21 protein-coding genes are annotated in these 20,470 nt (G+C 60.6%); 14 read left to right on the top strand and 7 right to left on the bottom strand.

Features of this window, described 5'->3' with window-relative positions:
• Positions 1-97: 97 nt before the first annotated feature.
• The gene (locus ACQY8Q_RS19720) at positions 98-1,504 is read right to left on the bottom strand and encodes a DUF1254 domain-containing protein (RefSeq protein ID WP_428428114.1); all 1,407 of its coding nucleotides are present in this window, start codon (positions 1,502-1,504) and stop codon (positions 98-100) included.
• Positions 1,505-2,522: 1,018 nt separating this feature from the next.
• Here ACQY8Q_RS19720 and rpsF point away from each other — a divergent pair.
• The 4 genes from rpsF to rplI all read left to right on the top strand — a co-directional run bounded on the left by rpsF (position 2,523) and on the right by rplI (position 5,024).
• A complete protein-coding gene (gene rpsF / locus ACQY8Q_RS19715; protein WP_113246009.1) occupies positions 2,523-2,984 on the top strand; it encodes a 30S ribosomal protein S6 in 462 nt (153 codons plus the stop codon).
• 11 nt (positions 2,985-2,995) lie between these two features.
• On the top strand, positions 2,996-3,244 hold the full coding sequence (gene rpsR / locus ACQY8Q_RS19710) for a 30S ribosomal protein S18 (protein WP_037107250.1): 249 nt from the start codon (positions 2,996-2,998) through the stop codon (positions 3,242-3,244).
• A gap of 201 nt (positions 3,245-3,445) precedes the next feature.
• Positions 3,446-4,423, top strand: coding sequence for a DUF2232 domain-containing protein (locus tag ACQY8Q_RS19705; RefSeq protein WP_113246010.1), 978 nt, complete (start codon positions 3,446-3,448; stop codon positions 4,421-4,423).
• 25 nt (positions 4,424-4,448) lie between these two features.
• Positions 4,449-5,024 (top strand): 50S ribosomal protein L9, encoded by a 576-nt coding sequence (gene rplI, locus ACQY8Q_RS19700; protein ID WP_113246011.1) that lies wholly within the window; start codon positions 4,449-4,451, stop codon positions 5,022-5,024.
• A 104-nt stretch (positions 5,025-5,128) separates the two neighbouring features.
• Here rplI and ACQY8Q_RS19695 read toward each other — a convergent pair whose 3' ends face one another.
• From ACQY8Q_RS19695 to ACQY8Q_RS19685, 3 genes are read right to left on the bottom strand one after another with little or no spacing between them, the layout of a single operon-like run.
• Positions 5,129-6,184, bottom strand: a complete 1,056-nt coding sequence (locus ACQY8Q_RS19695) for an HlyD family secretion protein (protein WP_428428113.1) — start codon at positions 6,182-6,184, stop codon at positions 5,129-5,131.
• 19 nt (positions 6,185-6,203) lie between these two features.
• Positions 6,204-7,877 (bottom strand): MFS transporter, encoded by a 1,674-nt coding sequence (locus ACQY8Q_RS19690; protein WP_428428112.1) that lies wholly within the window; start codon positions 7,875-7,877, stop codon positions 6,204-6,206.
• 7 nt (positions 7,878-7,884) lie between these two features.
• The gene (locus ACQY8Q_RS19685) at positions 7,885-8,328 is read right to left on the bottom strand and encodes a MarR family winged helix-turn-helix transcriptional regulator (protein WP_428428111.1); all 444 of its coding nucleotides are present in this window, start codon (positions 8,326-8,328) and stop codon (positions 7,885-7,887) included.
• Positions 8,329-8,685: 357 nt separating this feature from the next.
• Here ACQY8Q_RS19685 and ACQY8Q_RS19680 point away from each other — a divergent pair, with 357 nt between their 5' ends.
• From ACQY8Q_RS19680 to ACQY8Q_RS19635, 10 genes are all read left to right on the top strand, one after another.
• Entirely contained in the window at positions 8,686-10,188 is a 1,503-nt protein-coding gene (locus tag ACQY8Q_RS19680) for a replicative DNA helicase (protein WP_426231862.1), read from the top strand.
• A 143-nt stretch (positions 10,189-10,331) separates the two neighbouring features.
• Positions 10,332-10,976 carry a TerC family protein gene (locus ACQY8Q_RS19675; RefSeq protein WP_428428110.1) on the top strand — a complete coding sequence of 215 codons (645 nt, stop codon included), beginning with the start codon at positions 10,332-10,334 and terminating at the stop codon, positions 10,974-10,976.
• 129 nt (positions 10,977-11,105) lie between these two features.
• The gene (gene alr / locus ACQY8Q_RS19670) at positions 11,106-12,269 is read left to right on the top strand and encodes an alanine racemase (protein ID WP_428428109.1); all 1,164 of its coding nucleotides are present in this window, start codon (positions 11,106-11,108) and stop codon (positions 12,267-12,269) included.
• Between the two features lie 178 nt (positions 12,270-12,447).
• Complete coding sequence (gene radA / locus ACQY8Q_RS19665) at positions 12,448-13,851, top strand: DNA repair protein RadA (protein WP_428428108.1); 1,404 nt, start codon at positions 12,448-12,450, stop codon at positions 13,849-13,851.
• Between the two features lie 143 nt (positions 13,852-13,994).
• Complete coding sequence (locus tag ACQY8Q_RS19660; RefSeq protein ID WP_428428107.1) at positions 13,995-14,609, top strand: CvpA family protein; 615 nt, start codon at positions 13,995-13,997, stop codon at positions 14,607-14,609.
• 153 nt (positions 14,610-14,762) lie between these two features.
• Positions 14,763-16,253: an amidophosphoribosyltransferase gene (gene purF / locus ACQY8Q_RS19655; RefSeq protein WP_426123316.1), complete on the top strand. Its 1,491-nt coding sequence runs from the start codon at positions 14,763-14,765 to the stop codon at positions 16,251-16,253.
• A gap of 131 nt (positions 16,254-16,384) precedes the next feature.
• Positions 16,385-17,125, top strand: a complete 741-nt coding sequence (locus ACQY8Q_RS19650) for an SDR family NAD(P)-dependent oxidoreductase (protein WP_428428106.1) — start codon at positions 16,385-16,387, stop codon at positions 17,123-17,125.
• A gap of 102 nt (positions 17,126-17,227) precedes the next feature.
• Positions 17,228-17,440: a helix-turn-helix domain-containing protein gene (locus ACQY8Q_RS19645; RefSeq protein ID WP_428428105.1), complete on the top strand. Its 213-nt coding sequence runs from the start codon at positions 17,228-17,230 to the stop codon at positions 17,438-17,440.
• Positions 17,376-17,990, top strand: coding sequence for a Clp protease N-terminal domain-containing protein (locus tag ACQY8Q_RS19640; protein ID WP_428428104.1), 615 nt, complete (start codon positions 17,376-17,378; stop codon positions 17,988-17,990). Before ACQY8Q_RS19645 ends, ACQY8Q_RS19640 begins: the two co-directional genes overlap by 65 nt.
• Before the next feature lie 46 nt (positions 17,991-18,036).
• Complete coding sequence (locus ACQY8Q_RS19635) at positions 18,037-18,351, top strand: SDR family oxidoreductase (protein ID WP_428429826.1); 315 nt, start codon at positions 18,037-18,039, stop codon at positions 18,349-18,351.
• Between the two features lie 8 nt (positions 18,352-18,359).
• Here ACQY8Q_RS19635 and ACQY8Q_RS19630 read toward each other — a convergent pair whose 3' ends face one another.
• From ACQY8Q_RS19630 to ACQY8Q_RS19620, 3 genes are read right to left on the bottom strand one after another with little or no spacing between them, the layout of a single operon-like run.
• Positions 18,360-18,767, bottom strand: a complete 408-nt coding sequence (locus ACQY8Q_RS19630; protein ID WP_428428103.1) for a GFA family protein — start codon at positions 18,765-18,767, stop codon at positions 18,360-18,362.
• Positions 18,768-18,812: 45 nt separating this feature from the next.
• Positions 18,813-19,676: a CDP-diacylglycerol--serine O-phosphatidyltransferase gene (gene pssA, locus ACQY8Q_RS19625; RefSeq protein WP_428428102.1), complete on the bottom strand. Its 864-nt coding sequence runs from the start codon at positions 19,674-19,676 to the stop codon at positions 18,813-18,815.
• 32 nt (positions 19,677-19,708) lie between these two features.
• The gene (locus ACQY8Q_RS19620; RefSeq protein WP_428428101.1) at positions 19,709-20,407 is read right to left on the bottom strand and encodes a phosphatidylserine decarboxylase; all 699 of its coding nucleotides are present in this window, start codon (positions 20,405-20,407) and stop codon (positions 19,709-19,711) included.
• Between the last annotated feature and the right edge of the window lie 63 nt (positions 20,408-20,470).

Below are 20,470 nucleotides of genomic sequence, written 5' to 3'. Positions count from 1 at the left end.
CGTCTCCCGTTGGAAGGCAAAAGTGATTGGGTGGCGATGCCCCCGGTAAGAACAAGTTTCGTAACAGTCACGGCGCGCATACTCGCCGGGGCCAAGCCTATTTCCGGACCCGCTCAACGTCCGAAAGCACCCATGCCTTGTCGAACAAGGCCTTCGTCGGTGCGTAGAGCCGGAACATCAGTTCGAAATCCCGCTTCGGATCCGTCGGTATCCAGTTCACATCCTTGCCATGTGGGGCTTTGGGTCCGAGAAACAGATCGACCGAACCGTCGGCATTTTTGATTAGTTCCGGGATCTGCGACGAGCGGCTGGCACGCGGCATGTTGCGGATCAGAGCATGGGTCTCACGGTCATAGGCAGTCAGCGACCAGTATTGCTCGACCGGCACATTGGCCGGCACATTGAGCCTGTAGGTCTTTCCCCCGTCGAAATCCTTGCCATCCTTGTCCTTGATCGAGATCAGATAGAACTGGCCCGTTCCGAGGCGCTTGATACCGATATAGCCATAGCTGTAGGTCAGGCCGCGAATATCGACTGGATAGGCATCGGGCTCGTCGAAGGAGGCGCTGGCAGCTTTGACCAATTCAGGATTGGCCGGAAAATTCCAGCGGCCCTTGCCGTAGAAGGGGACCAATTCCGAATCGTATTTGGCTTCGAGCCACTCCTGCGCTTCATGAATGCCGGCCTCAAGCTGCTTACTCGTTCGCGCATCCGGCTCGAAGGGTTTTCCCTTTTGAATGCCAAGCGTCCTCAGCTGGTCGATCATCACCCGGTCGCGTGGCAGCCACGGCTCGGCCTGGATGATGCGGTCGAGCGATGTGAAGAAGCTGGTATCGTAGCGGATAGTGCTATCGAACAGCACGTCCTTGGCGTCGCTGAACACCGTCTCCGGTGGGCTGGCCGCCTGCGACAACGGATAGACCTTCAGCTTTTTCGCGTAGGCAACCGACGCCGCGACATCGGCGTCACTATGGCTGGCGAGGTTCGACCGAAGCAATGCGTATCCGCCATAGGTGTCGGACTTCAGCGGGATGTAACCGTCAGGGATCTTTTCAGTGTAGCCGGGCGGCAGGATGAGATACTTGCCGCCCTTGCCCTGATCCGCTCCCAAAGGCCCGGCATCCTCAAGCGGCATCTGCCAGATATTGACGATATTGCCGTTGATCGAGCCGCCTTGCGCCGGCGGCACCTCGATGACGACCGGCCCGACATCCTTGGTGTTGGTGAAGGTCATCAGATAGATCGCGTCCGGATTCGGCGTCAGCGTCTGATTGTGCCAGTCGAGCGGCCGCGACCAATAGACGATCTGGTTGATCTTGCCCTTCGTCTTGGTCAGCATTTCCTGCAGCATCAGGTCGTAATTGACAGCCGGGATACCCCAGATGACCGCTTCCACGGCGCGGCGTTCAAGCGTGCGTTGCCGCAACTCCTGAGGAGAGAAAGCCGTAGCGGTCGTCGAGATCATCGCCGTGGCCATCACGGTGGCGAGGAACAATCGTCTCATAACAATACTCCTGTGGGTGCCGCCATCACAGGAACACTTCGTGGCCGGGCGGGGAAGTACGTTACAGTTACAATGGCTGCAACAGGCGGCGCAGCCGGAGCCAGAGCACCGTCTTGCGCCAGAATCATCCCCGCAAATCCCCGTCCTGAAAACCCGTGCCATACTTCTTCCCGTCTCATCACGGATACACCGGAAAGCGTTGCCGGCGAGGTGGGGCCGGTGCCCGGATGGTTTGGCGAAACGCGCGCGAAATCCCCGGGGCTGCGTGAAAGGCGGTTCTCCTCCGGTTCATGAAAATGGACCGGGCGTGCCGGGTAGCCACACCACAGGCGGTTCACCCCGCCGGACGGTTTTGCCGTCCAAGGGTGCAGGGCTGAACCCCGTCGCATTGAAAAGCCCAGCGGATAAGCGGCCGGGCTGGGGCATTGGAGGCTTTCTCCTGACACGGGAAAGCGCAGAAGAACCTGAGAAGCGCGGCAAAAGACATCGAACGGGGCGCTGAGAGGTGTCACCTACTCTTAACTACCTGAGGCACCCGATGTGCCCCGGCCAGTTTGCTCTTTGAAACCCATGGCGGTTCTTCGCGTGGGGATGAAAGACGTTGTAAGTGCGGCGTACGCCAAACTACTCCCTCCCCCTTGTGGGGAGGGTTGGGGAGGGGGCAAAGCGCGCAAGCGCGGAGCACGAGAAGCCCCTCCCGGCCCTTTGGGCCACCCTCCCCACAAGGGTAACGGAAAAGCCAAATTCCCCCTAAATTCCCCCCGCCCCTTGCTTCCTGCCCGAAAATGCGTATAAGCGCGCTGTTCGCAACACCCGGTCTTCTGGCTGGTGGCTGAACGGAGGGCCGGTTTCCCTTAAGAGACCTGTCAGGACCTATAGGGGTCCAGCCTCCCGTGTCTCCGCTCTCGACCGTCTCGAAACAACACTTTCTTGCCGGCTGCTTGCAGCCACTTGAACAGTCGTTGAGGCTTAGCCGCCGATTTCCGGGTGACGATTAACGCAAGAAAGGCAAAGCCTCATGGCTCTTTATGAACATGTATTCCTTGCCCGGCAGGATATTTCCGCACAGCAGGTCGACGCTCTCGTCGAACAGTACAAGGGTGTACTGGAAGCTAATGGCGGAAAAGTCGGGCGCGTCGAAAACTGGGGCCTCAAGTCCCTGACGTACCGCATCAACAAGAACCGTAAGGCTCACTACGTTCTGATGGACATCGATGCTCCGGCACCGGCCGTTCACGAGATCGAGCGCCAGATGCGCATCAACGAAGACATTCTTCGCTACATGACCATCGCTGTTGAAAAGCACGAAGACGGCCCGTCCGCCATGACGCAGAAGCGTGATCGCGATGACCGTCCACGCCGTGATGGCGACCGTCCTGACCGTGGTGGCTTCGGCGACCGTGGCCCGCGTCCGCCGCGCGAAGGTGGCTTCGGCGACCGTGAAGACCGTCCGCGCCGTCCGCGCGAAGACCGGGCATAAGGAGAGACATTATGGCTGATACATTATCCGCTCCGGCACGCCGCCCGTTCCATCGCCGTCGCAAGACCTGCCCTTTCTCCGGCGCTAACGCTCCGAAGATCGACTACAAGGACATCCGTCTGCTGCAGCGCTACATTTCCGAGCGCGGCAAGATCGTTCCTTCGCGTATCACGGCAGTGTCCCAGAAGAAGCAGCGCGAACTGGCCCAGGCCATCAAGCGCGCCCGCTTCCTCGGCCTCCTGCCTTACGTCATGTCCTAAGACTTGACCGTCCGTTAGGTCTCTGACTCGACGGATACTGACTCAAGGTGAGGCGAACAGCCGATGGCATCGCCTCACCTTCTCCCTTCCGCGTTGGGCGCGGATCGGAAACACAGGCGCATTCGGCGCTAAAACCCATGTTGGGGCTTCGTTCCTGAGTAAGGAAACGCCTCTAACTGCTTGATAGCAGGACAGCGATCCGTGAAGACATTGAACCAGACATCGCTGTTAACAGGCGCTTTTGCCGGCGTGACCGCCGCCTTGCTTTCGCTTGGCGCGAACACGCAGTCGTCGTTTGCGATCGTGCTTTATGCCGCGTCTGCCCTGCCGATCCTGATTGCCGGCCTTGGCTGGGGCAATACCGCAGCGATCACCGCCGTCGTCGTTGCCGGCCTGACGGGCACCGTACTTGTCTCCCCCTATTTCGCCCTGTTGATCGCCGTCATCACGCTGATCCCGGCCGCATGGCTCAGCCACCTTGCCAATCTGGCCCGGCCGGCATCCGAGCTTGGCGGTCCTGATGGGGCAATGGCCTGGTATCCGCTCTCGGATATCCTCACCAATCTCGCCGTGCTTGTGACGATCGGCATGCTGATCGTCGGCGTCATCATCGGTTATGACGGCACAATGTCCGACCGGATGATCGATATCGTCATGGAAGCGCTGAAGGCGCAGGAACCCGGCTACAATCCGGATGCTGCCTCGATCGCCCAGATCAAGTCGATCTTTTCCGTCGCTCTGCCGATGGTTCAGGGTGCGATCTGGGTGCTGATGCTGTTTGCCGCCTATTATATCGCCACCCGCATCGTCCAGACCTCCGGCAAGAGCCTTCGTCCCCGCGAAGACATGCCGTCGACACTGCGCATGCACCGCTTCTCGATCTTCGCCTTCCTCGGCGGCCTGCTGCTTGCCTTCATGGGCGGCGTTCCAGCGATCGTCGGTGCGCTTGTCTGCGGCACGTTCGGCGCTGGTTTCTTGCTGGCCGGCTTTGCCGTCTTCCATTTCCGCACACGCGGCAAGTCCTGGCGGCTTCCGGTGTTGTGGCTTGGCTATCTGTCGGTCGTGCTCTTCACGATCCCGGCATTCTTCTTTCTCCTGTCGGGTCTGATGGACACGCGGCGCGCCATCGCGCTGTCGCCGGCGGGGAAAACCACTGAAACTGAAACAAAAGACCTCTAAAACAGACAAACGAAAGGACACTATCATGCAAGTCATTCTTCTCGAACGCGTTGCAAAGCTCGGCCAGATGGGCGAGACCGTCAAGGTTCGCGACGGCTTTGCCCGTAACTACCTGCTGCCGCTCGGCAAGGCGCTGCGCGCCAACGAAGCCAACAAGAAGCGTTTCGAAGCCGAGCGTTCGACGCTGGAAGCCCGCAACCTCGAGCGCAAGTCCGAAGCCCAGACCGTTGCCGAAACCCTCGGCGGCAAGTCCTTCATCGTCGTCCGTTCGGCCGGCGAAACAGGTCAGCTCTACGGTTCGGTTGCTGCTCGCGACATCGTTGACGTTCTGGCTGCAGAAGGCTTCAACATCGGCCGCAACCAGGTTGACCTCAACAACCCGATCAAGACCATCGGCCTGCACGAAGTTGTGCTGCACCTCCACGCCGAAGTCGAAATCAAGGTTCAGATCAACGTTGCCCGTTCGGCCGAAGAAGCAGAACGCCAGCAGAAGGGCGAAAGCCTGACATCGGCCGACGCCATCTACGGCGTTGACGAAGATGCCCTGAAGCCGGAAGACTTCTTCAACCCGGAAGCCGAATTCGACGGCGACGACGAGTAATCGTCAGAGCGACGGGCACCTTTGCGGTGCCCCGCTTGCCTCATAGGCAAAACGAAAGGCCCGCGATTGATATCGCGGGCCTTTCGCATTTCAGGGCATGGCCGTTACTTGACGGCCTGCGGTTCCGCCGCCTTGTCGATATGCACTTCCACCGACATGCCCGGCGCCAAAGCCTCTGCCAGTGGCTGACCGGGATCGATCGAGACACGGACACCCACCCGCTGGGCGACCTTGGTGAAATTGCCGGTGGCATTGTCGGCGCGGATGACGCTGAACTCGGAGCCGGCGGCCGGTGAGAACCGCTCGACATGGCCGTTCAGCTTGGCCTTGTTGAGCGCATCGACGGTAAACATCACCGGCTGGCCGATCTTCATACCATCGAGCTGGGTTTCCTTGAAATTGGCGATGATCCAGACATCCCTCGGCACGATCGCCATCAACTGCGTTCCGGCCGTGACATACTGACCGAGGCGCGCGCCGACTTCGCCGAGCGTGCCGTCCTGCGGTGCGGTGATGGTGGTGTTGTCGAGATCGATCTGCGCCAGCTGGACGGCGGCCTCCGCGCTGCGCACCGCCGCCTCCAGACCCGCCCGCGAGCCGATGGTGGTGGCAAGGTTCTGGCGGGACACTTCGATTGCAGCCGTCGCCTGATCGACACCTGCCCTTCCCTGTTCAAGGGTTGCCCGCGCCGTATCGAGATCGACCGATGTCGCGATGCCTTTTTCCGCCAGCGGCTTGATGCGGTCCCACGCCTGCTGAGCCCGCGTCAGCGTCGCGACGGCGCTGTCGCGTTGCGCTTCGCTGGCAGCGATGCTGGCCTTTGCCGACAGCTCCTGCTGATAGGAGTTTGACAAGGACGCCTTCTGGGTATCCAGGGTGCCTTTGGCCTGGGCCAGCTTCTGGGCATAGATCCGGTCGTCGATCGTAACCAGAACCTGCCCTGCCCTGACCACCTCGTAATCCTTGACCGGGACCGCCGCGACATAGCCGGACACCTGCGGACTGACGATCGTCACATAACCGCGGACATAGGCATTGTCGGTCATCTCGACAGTGGTCGCGAACGGTGGCAGCCGCCACGCATAGAGCACCAGCAGCACTCCGGCAAAACCGGCCAGCAGTGTCAGGATAGTCGTTTGGGAACGCAGTGTTTTCAGCATGAAATATACTCTGGACGGATCAGGACTGGGCGGCAACTGCAGGTGTCGCTGCCGTGTGCGGAATAAGACGCTGCCAGGCCAGGTGCCCGAGCAGAAGGATGAGACCGGTGGCAGACGCAATGGCAATGACGAGGAAGGCGTCGTTATAGGCAAGGACATTGGCTTCGCGCGTCACCTGCTGGCCAAGCAGTTGCAGGCCTTCGGCATTCAGCAGCGACTTGTCGGTAATCACTTTGCCATAAGACCCCGAGAGTTGCGACACGCGCTGCGCAACGAAGGGATTGGTGAGCAAGATGTGCTCGACCAGGACGTTGGAGTGGAACTTTTCCCGCAGCGTCACGAACGTCCCGAGTGCTGCCTGTGCAACGATTGCGCCAATGCTCTGGGTGAATAGAAAGATCACCAGAAAATTGACGAGGAACGGCGCGCCCCTGGCGAGGGCTGCGGCAAATCCCTTGGACATCACCGGCGGCAGGAACATGGCAGCGCCCGCTGCAACCATCGCCTGGCTCAGATACATCTGTTCCGGCCGGGTCAGGCTGGTCGATTGGCTGTCGAGGAAAGCACCAGTGGCAATCAATACCAGTGCCAGCACATGGGCCGTTTCGACATAGCGTGTCAGCATCAGAACCGTGCAGACAAGTCCGCCGGCAATCGAGGCCAGCAGGATGATCGCATACATGGTTTGCGTCTGCTCGTTGAGCAGGCCAAGCTGCATATAGAAATTTGCCGCCGTCGTCGTCTGCTCGGAGCTGACGACGCGAAACAATAGCAGGATGCCGGCCATGTGCATGTTCTCTCTCGAGAACACCCAGCGCAGATCGATCAGCGGCAGTTTGCGGGGCAGTTCAAGAGCGACCATCAGCGTCAACGCTGCAATGGACGCGGCCAACAGCATCCCAAGCCACGGCACCTCGAACCACCAGTACAGCCGCCCGAGCGTCAGGAAGACAGCCAGGCAGCCAAAACCGGTGGCAAGCAGCAGATAGCTGAGGATATCCATCTTCTGGATGACATTGGCACGCGGCGGCGGCGTCAGCGGCAGAAGATAGACGACCGGCAGCGCCATCAGCGCCAGTCCCATTTCGAATGTATAAAGCGCCTGCCAGCCGCCAATATCCATCAACGGCGGCGAAATGATGCGGGCAATCGGCGCCGAGAGTGTCGTGTTCATCAAGGCGAGGCTGAGGCCCACCGACAGCTTGCGGGCAGCCGGGAACGCTTCGAGCATATAGAGAAAGCCGAGTGTCGACAGAGGGGCTGCGGCCATGCCGCTCAGAAACCGGACGACCGTTGCCGAATGCAGATCGGAGACGAAGAGATTGAGAACGGAGGCAAGGACGAAGCAGACGATGCTGAGTTCGGCGAACCGGCGAAGGCCGTATTGCATGCGGATCTTGAACAGGGCAATCGACATCGACGCATAGGGGGCGATATAGGCGGCCGAGAGCCAGGCGATCTCCGATGTCGTTGCCGAGAGCGACCCCTGAAGCTGGTAGATATTGGCGTTGAGCAGGTTCATGCCCAGGCCCTGCGTCAGGAACAGCAGCAGCGAGGACGCCATGTAGATAGCCGCCCTTGCCGGGCTCATCGGCTCTGGCGGTGGCTGGATAGGTTGCAGCACTGGCTCGGCGACCGGCGTTTGGGGCGCGATGCGGTTGTCGCTCGCGCTGCTTGGGGCCGCCGTGTTCATCTGCCGCTCAATCCCTGCCGATGGAAACGAGATTGCCGGCCATCAGGCTGACCACCTGCAAGGCGATGGCCTTGTCCTTGTTATCGACGCCACCCAGAACCTGCTCACGAATTTCGCAGGCCAGCTTATCGATTTCGCCGGCGATGTCACGGCCACGGTCGGTCATGTGGATCTGCTTGGCGCGCCGGTCTGTTGCCTCGACCCGCCGCTCAATGAACCCCTGCTTTTCCATGCCGTCAAGCAAGCGCACGATCGTCGGCGTTTCGATGCCGAGTTCGTCGGCCAGTTCGCGCTGATTGAGGCCATCGCGCTTTGACAGGGCAAACAGGGCCTTCGCACGCGACAGCGTCAGCCCGCGCTCCTTTACCCGCGCATCAAACAGCGCCCGCAGCTTGCGGTTTACCGAAGCCAGCGCATCGAAAAGTTCGCGATTAACGGCAGAATTGAGCATTTCGTACCTTTTTCATATTAGTAGCATACTACTTATTTCAGTCCTATTTAGTTCAACAAAGCCGGTCTTTCAAGCCGCTGATCCCGGCAGGGCCAAAAACCGTGTAAACCGCAGCCAACCGGGCTAGAATACGGCAATCCATTGACCGGCACCGATTCGGATGAAATCCGGTCAACAGGAAATAGCGCTATCGACAGTTTTTTCGAGTTCGAGCATAAGCGCCTGTGAACAACGGTGACGGCTTGTCCCTGCGTCCAATGCGGTGGCCACTGTTGCAGCCAAAGCATTGACGCTTGGCGGCAAGACCCGCAAACCGGTAGCACACCAGAGAATGACGACAGACAGAGACGGGACGCCATGAACGAGATCGCGCGCAAATTTGCACCCATCGCCAAGGATCAGGCCGAAGCACAGTACCGCGAGGCCCCGAACAACCTTGAGGCAGAACAGGCGTTGCTGGGCGCCATCCTCGTCAACAACGACGCCTTCTACCGCGTCTCGGACTTTCTGAAGCCGGTCCATCTCAACGAACCCTTGCACCGCAAGATTTTTGAAGTTGCCGGCGACATTATCCGCATGGGCAAGACTGCCAATCCGGTGACGATCAAGACCTTCCTGAAGGCCGACGAGAAAGTTGGCGATATGACGGTGGCGCAGTATCTTGCCCGCCTGGCCTCCGAAGCTGTCTCGATCATCAACGCGGAAGATTATGGCCGGGCGATCTACGATCTGGCGCTGCGCCGCTCGCTGATCACCATCGGCGAAGACATGGTCAACATCGCCTATGACGCGCCGCTCGATATGCCGCCGCAGAGCCAGATCGAAGACGCCGAACGCCGCCTGTTCGAACTGGCCGAAACCGGCCGTTACGACGGTGGCTTCCAGGCCTTTAACGATGCTGTGGCGCTGGCGATCGACATGGCCGGGCAGGCCTTCGAGCGTGACGGCCATCTTTCCGGCATTTCCAGCGGCATCCAGTCGCTCGATGCCCGCATGGGCGGCCTGCAGCGCTCCGACTTGATCGTTTTGGCCGGACGCCCGGGCATGGGCAAGACCTCGCTTGCCACCAACATCGCCTGGAACGTTGCGCATGCCTATGAACCGGAGGTTCAGGCCGACGGATCGTTCAAGGCGCGCAACGGCGGCGTCGTCGGTTTCTATTCGCTCGAAATGTCCTCCGAGCAGCTGGCCACACGTATCATCTCCGAGCAGACCGACGTGTCATCATCCAAGATCCGGCGTGGTGATATTTCCGAAGCCGAGTTCGAGAAGCTGGTCGGCTTTTCCCAGACGATGCAGAAGACGCCGCTCTATATCGACCAGACCGGTGGTATCTCGATTGCCCAGCTGTCGGCCCGTGCCCGCCGCCTGAAGCGCCAGCGCGGCCTTGATTGCCTCGTGGTGGACTATATCCAGCTGATGACCGGCTCGGGCAAATCGGGCGACAACCGCGTACAGGAAATCACCCAGATCACCACGGGTCTGAAGGCGCTTGGCAAGGAACTGAACGTGCCGATCATCGCGCTGTCGCAGCTCTCCCGTCAGGTGGAAAGCCGCGAAGACAAGCGTCCGCAGCTCTCCGACCTTCGTGAATCCGGCTCGATCGAGCAGGACGCCGACGTCGTGCTGTTCGTGTTCCGCGAGGAATATTACGTGAAGAACATGGAGCCGCGCGACGAGTTCGACCCGAAATACGAAGAGTGGAAGCAGAAGTTCGAAGCGGTCAAGGGCACGGCGGACGTGATCATCGCCAAGCAGCGCCACGGACCGACCGGTACGGTCAAGCTCGCCTTCCAGGCGGAGTTTACCCGCTTCACCGATCTCGCCGATCCGTCGTTCACGCAATACGAGGAACACTGACCGGCGAAAAAGGCCGCTGAACCCCGGAACGGTCACTGGCCGTGTTGCAAATCTCCAGGCATGCGGTTAAGCGGAAAGAAAATTAGCAAATCCTTCGCGGCATTTTGCCGCGATTGCCGCTACCAGCCTGGGGAAATCTGTTCATGGAAGCTTTTATCGCGCTGCTGCAAGTGCTTGCGATCGATCTCGTTCTGGCTGGCGACAATGCCATCGTTATCGGTCTTGCGGCAGCCGGACTTCCCAAGGAACAGCGCGGCAAGGCAATCCTGATCGGCATCGCCGCTGCCACCGTCCTGCGCATCATCTTCGCCCTTCTCGCCACCCAGTTGCTGCAGATCCTCGGCCTTCTCCTGGTCGGCGGCATCCTGCTGCTCTGGGTCTGCTGGAAGATGTGGCGTGAGCTGCGAACCGCAGCCCAGGAAGAAAATGCCGGACTGGAATCGCTGACAGGCGAAGACGTCAACAAGGACGGCTCGGTTGGAAGCGGTGCACCGCGCAAGACGCTGAAGCAGGCGGCCCTGCAGATTGTCATCGCCGACGTTTCGATGTCGCTCGACAACGTGCTCGCTGTTGCTGGTGCAGCGCGCGAACACCCGAACATCCTCATTCTGGGCCTTGCGGTCTCGGTGGCGCTGATGGGCATTGCCGCGTCCTACATCGCCAAGCTGCTGCACAGGTTCCCCTGGGTTTCCTATCTCGGCCTTGCCATCATCCTCTTCGTCGCGCTGAAGATGATCTATGAAGGCTTTATGGAAGTCGAACCGATGATCACATCGTCGCTGATGTAATTGACCCTTGGCTGACAGATGGCGGTACTTCCCGCCTGCCACGGCAATCCGCGACCTCTTCGACAGCGCTCGCGGATTGACAGACTGAGGTGATTGCAGCCGCCGCCGCTTGGCTGTATTTCTCTCGCCATGGCCAATTTGCACACTCCCCTTCTCACCGATCCTGCCTTTGAGGCTGCGTCCAACCGCCTGACCATCGACCTCGGTGCGCTCGCCGATAACTGGCGCCATATGGACAGGCTGTCCGGCAAGGCGCGGGCAGCCGCTGTCCTCAAAGCCAATGCCTATGGCATCGGCATCGAACCGGCGGCACGCACGCTCTACGCCGCCGGGGCGCGGGATTTCTTCGTTGCCAGCGTCGAGGAAGGCGTGGCGCTTCGCCCGATCGTGCCGGATGGCCGCATCCATATTCTTGCCGGCATGTGGCCGGGCAACGAACAGCTGTTCTTCGACAATGGCCTCGTGCCGATCATCAATTCCGAGGAGCAACTGGCCTTCTTCATGTCGGTGTTGTCATCGCGCGGCAATCACCCTTGCGTGCTGCATGTCGATACCGGCATGAACCGCCTGGGGTTGACACTGGATGAAGCTTTGGCACTTGCCGGTGATCCCGCCCGCCCGGCGAACTTTTCACCCGTTCTGGTGATGAGCCATCTCGCCTGCGCCGACGATCAGGCGCATCCGCTGAACCGCCGTCAGCTTGTATCATTCCGTGCGGTTACGGCGGCTTTCGAAGGCATCGAATCAAGCCTTGCCAATTCGGCCGGCATTCATCTCGGGTCCGATTTCCATTTCGACATGACCCGGCCGGGCATCGCCACCTATGGCGGAGAAGCCGTCAACGGCTTGGCCAATCCGATGAAACCGGTGGTGACGGCCGAGGCACGCATCCTGCAGATCCGCCGCGTTCGAACCGGCGACACGGCAAGCTATGGCGGTTCGGCGCAGTTTGCCCGCGACAGCCGCGTGGCAATCGTCGCCATCGGTTATGCCGACGGCTATCACCGCTCAGTCTCCGGCGGCGGCGTCACCTTGCGCCAGGCAACACCATCCGGCGCCTACGGCTTCCTGCATGGCCAAAAAGTCCCTCATCTCGGCCGCGTCACCATGGACCTCAGCCTGTTCGACATCACTGATTTTACCGACAATGCCGTCCGGCCCGGCGATTATATCGAACTGTTCGGCAACAATGTCGCCATCGATGACGTTGCCCGCGCCGGCGGCACGATCGGCTACGAAATGCTGACCAGCCTTGGGACGCGGTATGAGCGGGCGTATATCGAGGCGGAATAGCTTTTCGGGATTGCGGGCTTGGAATCAAGAAAACGATGTTATAGATTAGAACAAAAGGAGATCACCGTTGTTTTTAACGGCTGATCTGTTTCTGTTCCACCCCTTGCGCCTCGCCTGTCCGCATCCTTCACGGCCGCCAGGACGTTACCTCTGAAAACTTCCCCGAAAGCGAAATTTGATGGCGAAAGCCCGGACACAATTCATCTGCCAGAACTGCGGTACCATTCACGCCCGGTGGGTGGGGAAATGCGAAGGCTGCAACCAGTGGAACACGATCGTCGAGGAAGACCCGATGGGCGGCATCGGCGGTGGCCCCGGCCGGACACCGAAGAAGGGCCGTCCCGTGGCGCTGACGACACTGTCTGGCGAGATCGAGGATGCGCCGCGCATCATGACGGGGATTTCCGAGCTTGACCGGGCAACCGGCGGCGGGTTCGTGCGCGGGTCGGCGGTGCTGATTGGCGGCGATCCCGGCATCGGCAAGTCGACGGTGCTGATGCAGGCTGCTGCCGCCCTGTCGCGGCAGGGGCACCGGATCATCTATGTCTCGGGCGAAGAGGCCGTGGCGCAAGTACGGTTGCGTGCACAGCGGCTGGGGGCTGCCGATACCGAGGTGCTTCTCGCCGCAGAAACCAATGTAGAGGATATTCTGGCGACGCTCGGCGAAGGCCGGCGGCCGGATCTCGCCATCATCGATTCGATCCAGACGCTGTGGAGCGACACCGCCGATTCGGCCCCCGGCACGGTGACGCAGGTGCGCACCGGCGTTCAGGCAATGATCCGCTTTGCCAAGCAGACGGGTGCGGCCATCGTTCTGGTCGGCCATGTCACCAAGGAGGGCCAGATCGCCGGACCGCGCGTTGTCGAACACATGGTCGATGCGGTGCTCTATTTCGAAGGCGATCGCGGCCACCACTACCGCATCTTGCGCACCGTCAAGAACCGCTTTGGCCCGACCGACGAGATCGGCGTGTTCGAAATGTCCGACAAGGGGCTGCGCGAAGTCACCAACCCTTCGGAACTGTTTCTCGGCGAACGCAATTCGAAATCGCCGGGCGCTGCCGTCTTTGCCGGCATGGAGGGGACGCGGCCGGTGCTGGTCGAAGTGCAGGCGCTGGTTGCGCCGACTTCGCTTGGAACGCCACGCCGCGCCGTCGTCGGCTGGGACTCGGCCCGGCTGTCGATGATCCTTGCGGTGCTTGAGGCTCATTGCGGCGTCAGGCTCGGACAGCACGATGTTTATCTCAATATTGCCGGCGGATACCGGATTTCGGAGCCTGCAGCCGATCTTGCGGTCGCTTCCGCATTGGTTTCCTCGCTTGCCGGTCTTGCCCTTCCCTCCGATTGCGTCTATTTCGGCGAAGTCAGTCTGTCCGGGGCCATCCGGCCGGTCGCGCATACCGCCCAGCGCCTTAAAGAAGCCGAGAAACTTGGCTTTTCACAGGCCGTCCTGCCGTCTGCCTCCGCCGACCTGCCCAAGGGTAGCGGCATGAGCTGGGCGGAGATGGAAAGCCTGCCGGATCTGGTGGCGCGCATTGCCGGCTCGAAAGGAGCCCTGAAGCAGGCCGACAATGATGATTGAGGATGCCGCTGCTTAAAAATGGCGAATTCCGGTGAAAACAGTGTTCAATCATGGACCATCGAAAGACGCCTCTCGCGTCATCATATATGGTTCGCGGACAATCAGCGTGGGGCCGTCTCAAGGCGGTTTCGGAGTAGGACAATATGCCCATTACAATTCTCGACGGTATCGTTCTCGGCGTCGCGCTTTTCTCAGCCATTCTGGCCATGGTTCGCGGTTTTTCCCGGGAAGTTCTGTCGGTCGCAAGCTGGCTCGGCGCCGCGGCTGCCGCCTATTTCCTCTACCCGTACCTTTTGCCCTATGCCAAGAACTACACCAGCAGCGATACAGTCGCGATGATCGGCTCGGCCGGCGTCGTCTTTCTCGTCGCGCTGATCATCGTCTCCTTCATCACCATGCGGATCGCCGATTTCATCATCGACAGCCGCATCGGCGCGCTGGACCGGACACTCGGCTTTCTGTTTGGCGCCGCACGTGGTGTTCTGCTCGTGGTCGTCGCCATGCTGTTCTTCAACTGGCTGGTTGCCCCGCAGCAGCAGCCGGTCTGGGTCACCACTGCCAAATCCAAGCCGCTGCTCGACAATCTCGGCGGCAAGCTGATCGCGCTCCTGCCTGAGAATGCCGATGCCACCATCCTCGACCGCCTGCGCGGCAAGGATACGACCGGCGAAGGCGAGAGCGAAGGCACAGGCGGCACGACCACCCAGCCGCCGGCCGAAGAAACGCCCGCCACCAACGGTGCAGCGACCAACGGCTAAGGCCGAACGAGAAAATGAGGGCCCGCTTTTGCGGGCTCTGTCCATTTTGCAACAATGATATGTGAAACCCTCAGGCCTTCCCGGCTTGAAGGATCATGTACCCAATACGATATGCCAAACGCGTTCCAGCCGCTAACATAAAGGCCAACAGCGATGACCCATTTGCGAGCCGCAGAAATTCACGATGAAATGGACGGCGATACGCTGCACGAAGAGTGCGGTGTGTTCGGCATTCTGGGACATCCGGATGCGGCGGCGCTGACGGCGCTCGGGCTGCACGCCCTGCAGCACCGCGGCCAGGAAGCAGCCGGTATCGTCACCTTCGACGGCAAGCAGTTCCACACCGAAAAGCGCATGGGTCTTGTCGGCGATCACTATACCGACCCGGCGATCCTGGCAAAGCTGCCCGGCACCATCTCGATCGGCCACACGCGCTACTCGACGACGGGCGAAGTCGCGTTGCGCAACGTCCAGCCGCTGTTTGCCGAACTGGAAGTCGGTGGCATCGCCATCGCCCATAACGGCAACTTCACCAACGGCCTGACGATGCGCCGCCAGATCATCGCCACCGGCGCCATCTGTCAGTCAACATCGGACACCGAAGTCGTCCTTCATCTCATCGCCCGTTCGCGCCATACCTCGACGGCCGATCGCTTCATCGACGCCATCCGGCAGATGGAAGGCGGTTATTCGATGCTGGCCATGACCCGCACCAAGCTGATCGCCGCCCGCGACCCCACCGGTATCCGGCCGCTGGTGATGGGCGAACTCGATGGCAAGCCGATCTTCTGCTCGGAAACCTGCGCGCTCGACATTATCGGCGCCAAGTACATTCGCGACGTTGAAAACGGCGAAGTGATCATCTGCGAAATCCAGGCGGATGGTTCGATCCAGATTGATGCACGCAAGCCGGTCAATCCGCAGCCGGAACGGCTCTGCCTGTTCGAATATGTCTATTTCGCCCGCCCCGATTCGGTGGTTGGCGGCCGCAACGTCTATGTGGCGCGCAAGAACATGGGCATCAACCTGGCCAAGGAATCGCCTGTCGTGGCTGATGTCGTCGTTCCCGTTCCGGACGGCGGCACGCCGGCTGCAATCGGTTACGCCCAGGCGAGCGGCATTCCCTTCGAACTCGGCATCATTCGCAACCACTATGTCGGGCGCACCTTCATCGAGCCGACACAGTCGATCCGCGCTTTCGGCGTCAAGCTGAAGCATTCGGCCAACCGGGCGATGATCGAAGGCAAGCGCGTCGTGCTCGTCGACGATTCGATCGTGCGCGGCACGACGTCGCTGAAGATCGTCCAGATGATCCGCGATGCCGGTGCCACAGAAGTGCACATCCGTGTTGCCAGCCCGATGATCTTCTATCCCGACTTCTACGGCATCGACACGCCGAACGCCGACAAGCTGCTGGCCAACCAGTACACCGACATCAAGGCGATGGCGAAGTTCATCGGCGCCGATTCGCTGGAGTTCCTGTCGATCGACGGACTGTACCGCGCCGTCGGCGGCGAAGACCGCAACAATGCCCGCCCGCAGTTCACTGACCACTATTTCACCGGCGACTATCCGACGCGGCTTCTCGACAAAAACGGCGATACGACAAGCCCGAAATTGTCCATGCTCGCCAGCAATGGCTGAACCATATCCTTGAGCCCGAAAGGGCTTGAGGAACAGCGCTTGACGCCTTGAACCTTCGCTTCCTGACTTGCGTCAGAACCCGGACGTGTGGCACAGCAAGCCCGCATCAATGAATTCGGAGCCACCCAGACATGATCGATCTCAAGGGCCGCATAGCCTTGGTCACCGGCGCATCGCGCGGCATCGGCTATTTTACAGCGCTTGAACTGGCGAAAGCCGGCGCGCAGGTGATTGCCTGCGCCCGCACGGTCGGTGGGCTGGAAGACCTTGACGACGCGATCAAGTCGGCTGGTGGACTGCCGGCGACGCTGGTTCCCTTCGACCTTGCCGACATGCCAGCGATCGACAAGCTTGGCGGCGCTATCAACGAGCGTTGGGGCAAGCTCGACATTCTGGTTGCCAATGCCGGCGTTCTCGGCGTCATCTCCCCTGTCGGCCATGTCGAGGCCAAGGTGTTCGAGAAGGTGATGACCGTCAACGTCACGGCCACCTGGCGGCTGATCCGGTCCGTCGATCCGCTGCTGCAGCAATCCGATGCCGGCCGCGCGCTGATCCTGTCTTCAAGCGCCGCCCACAAGTGCAAGCCTTTCTGGGGCCCCTACTCCGCCTCCAAGGCCGCCGTCGAGGCTCTGGCCCGCACCTGGGCCGGTGAAACGCAGCGCCTGCCGTTGCGCATCCTCTCGGTCGATCCGGGCGCCACCCGCACAGCCATGCGCGCGCAGGCCATTCCCGGCGAAGACCCGTCCACCGTACCGCACCCGTCCGAAGTTGCTGCAAAGCTCCTGCCATTGGTCGGCCCGGATCAGACGGAAACCGGCAAGCTGTTCATCGTCCGCGAAAACCGCATCGTCGATTACCGCCTGCCGGATTGAACAGTCTCATCGGCCGGACCGCGTTCCACGATACAATTTTAATTCGCGGCCTAATTCGTCAACAATGGTTGACAATTCACATCCGTCAACTATTGTTGACGGATGTTTGACCCCAGCACTTTTCCGAAAGAACCCGACGATGCGCTGGCCGCCGTGGTGGCCCTGCGTCGCATGGCTGACACCCTGGAACGGCAAGCCGTCAGGGCTGCAATCGATCAAGGCTGGTCCTGGTCAAGAATAGCCCAAGCCCTTGGCATATCGAAACAGGCTGCACACAAGCGCCTGTCAAACCTCATCGTGGACGATCCCCTATAAGGAGTCTTGTATGTTCAGACGCATAAAAGCACGCCTCACGGACATGAAAACCATCAGTGCCCTTTGTCTTCAAGCTGAAAAGCATGCTCTCGACGATCACCAGAGCGAGCCCGGCGCCGAGCATTTCCTGCTCTCCGCCTTCGACCTTCCCGACGGGACGGCACAACAGGTTTTCGACCAAATCGGAGCCCGCCAAACCGCCATCAAGCCAGCGATCAAACAGCAATACGCTGACGCACTCCGTTCGATCGGTCTTGCCCCCGGCGCAATCTGGGCCGACGGCGGCGACACAGCCGTGCGTCCGGCTCAACAGCATTTATACAATGCTTCAGCCTCGGGCCAGGAGGTCCTGCAGGTTTTGGCGGCCAACCGGCAGGAACATGCGCCTCTGCTGGGCGCCCACGTCATTTTCGTCATAGCGGACATGCGCCATGGCGTCGCTGCCCGGGCATTGCGCGCCATGGGAGTTGACCCGGACCTGCTCAAATCAACCGCAGAACACATCGCCGCAAACCACGCTCACAACGCCCCTCGCCAACCCCAGATGTAGGGGAGTGCCGGGCGACTAAACCTTGTCCACCGGCGCATAGCGCGGCATCGGCTATTTTACAGCGCTTGAACTGGCCAATGCCGGCGCGCAGGTGATTGCCTGCGCCGCACGGTCGGCGGGCTGGAAGATCTTGACGACGCGATCAAGTCGGCTGGCGGACTGCCCGCCGACGCTGGTTCCCTTCGACCGTGCGGATATGGCAGCGATCGACAAACTCGGCGACGCGATCAACGAGCGTTGGGGCAAACTGGACATTCTCGCCACAAAGCTGCCGCCGCTCGTGGAGCCTGATCAGACGAAAACCGGCAAGCTGTTCATCGTCCGCGAAAACCGCATCGTCGATTACCGCCTGCCGGATTGACCTTCAGATCAGACCGGGTCTTTGTCAAAGATGGTGATGCCCGCTGCCAACTGAACCCAAGAGTGCTTGCGACAGGTGTAAACCGAGTCCTGCGGGGCCGGAAAATCCGGGTCGGCGAAACCGCCAACCGCAACAGCCACCGAGACTTGATCCACCTCTTCTTCAGTGTGAAACAGATTTGTTCCACAGACAGGGCAGAAGCGAAACCGGAATCGGGCGCCCTGATCGCCCGTCCGGACATAATCCGTAGCGCTTCCGAAAACCGTATAGGGCACTGCAAATGCAGCCAATGCTGCAAAGACACTGCCGGTTCGCTGCTGGCAGGCGAGGCAGTGGCAGACGCCAACACCCAGCGGCTCGCCGTGTACTTCTATCTGCAACTGGCCGCAACCACAGGAAGCTCGTCTGAGCATCATGACACCTCGTCAGGCTGCAAGCTCTAATCGCCAGCCAAACAGCGTTTACAAATTTTTGTCCACCGGCAGGCCATCTTCGCCCGGCGTTGACAGATCGGGGTGCCCCGGCCACTTGCTACCGTACTTGCGGTGCCAGGCGCGTGCGCCGAACGGCAGCGTCAACAGGTAGCCGACGGCGGTGACGACCATGGTTTCCCACGTAAAGCTCATCAGCGTCGCAACATAGAGGACGACGAACAGGATGACCGGAAGAACGAGATCGCGGCGAACGCGGTTTTCAGACTTACCCGACCAGACCGGCAGACGGCTGACGAGAAGGAATGCGATCAGCACCGTGTAGGCTGACGAAATCAACCCCATGAGGTGGCCCGGCTGCACACCGAGCAGCCCCAGATAGACCGGCAGCAGCACCAGCATGGCGCCAGCCGGGGCCGGTACGCCGACAAAATATTCCGACTGCCATTTGGCCTTGATATCGCGCTCGGCCATGACATTGAAGCGGGCCAGGCGAAGACCAGCGGCGATGACGTAGATCAGCGCGGCGATCCAGCCGATCGAGCGGGCTTCGTCCAGCACGTAGGCGAACAGAACCAATGCCGGCGCGACGCCGAAATTGACGATGTCGGCCAGCGAATCCATCTGGACGCCGAATTTCGACGTGGCCTTCAAGAGACGGGCGACACGCCCGTCGATACCGTCGAGGAAAGCTGCGACCAGCACCATGGCCACAGCAAGTTCGAAGCGTCCTTCGAAGGCGAGGCGAACGCCCGAAAGCCCGGCGCAGATGGCCAGAACCGTGATGACATTGGGGACCAGCATCCGCAGCGGAATTTCCCGCAGGCGCGGCCCGCGCGCTTCGTCGTCGTCGTTCGGACCATGCGGGTCAAAGGGCGGAAAGGGCGTTTCCATGATCTGCTCCTGTTTCGCTGAAGGCTCGTTCATCAGCCGCGCCGGCTGATGACAGGCCCCTTGGCGGAGCCGAATTCCGCCAGAACGGTTTCGCCGGCAATGGCGGTCTGGCCAAGGCTGACGCGGGGCTCGGCGCCTTCCGGCAGGAAGACATCAAGACGCGAGCCGAACCGGATGAGGCCGAAGCGTTCGCCGGCCTGCAGCGTGTCATTGGGAGCCGACCAGCAAATGATACGGCGGGCGACGAGGCCGGCAATCTGGACAACGCCGATTTCGCCATGGGTGGTCTCGATGACCAGGCCGTTGCGCTCGTTCTCGTGGCTCGCCTTGTCGAGTTCCGCATTGACGAATTTGCCGGCACGATAGGCGATGCGGCGGATAGGACCGCGCATCGGCGCACGGTTCACATGGCAATTGAAGACATTCATGAACACGGTGATGCGCAGCATCGGGACCGTTCCAAGGCCAAGTTCTTCAGGCGGCGTCATCATCGCGATCGAGGAAACGCGGCCATCGGCCGGGCTGATGACGAGATCGTCGTCAAGCGGTGTCATACGCTCGGGATCACGGAAGAAATAGGCGCACCAGGCCGTCAGGATGAAGCCGATCCACATCAACGGCTCCCACAGGAAGCCGAGAACCAGCGAAACGACGAAGAAACCGGCGATGAAGCGATACCCTTCCTTGTGCACCGGAACCAGCGTGTTGCGCACTGTATTGATCAAGCTCATCTTACGGCATCTCCTGCAAATTCGACGCCATGGACCTAACCTGAAAACATGGCGGGAGCAATG

Origin of the sequence: Pararhizobium sp. (assembly GCF_965279435.1) — a bacterium.
Classification (GTDB): domain Bacteria; phylum Pseudomonadota; class Alphaproteobacteria; order Rhizobiales; family Rhizobiaceae; genus Pararhizobium.
The sequence above is the reverse complement of the archived record's forward strand: the minus strand, read 5'-3'. Positions and strand labels throughout refer to the sequence as shown.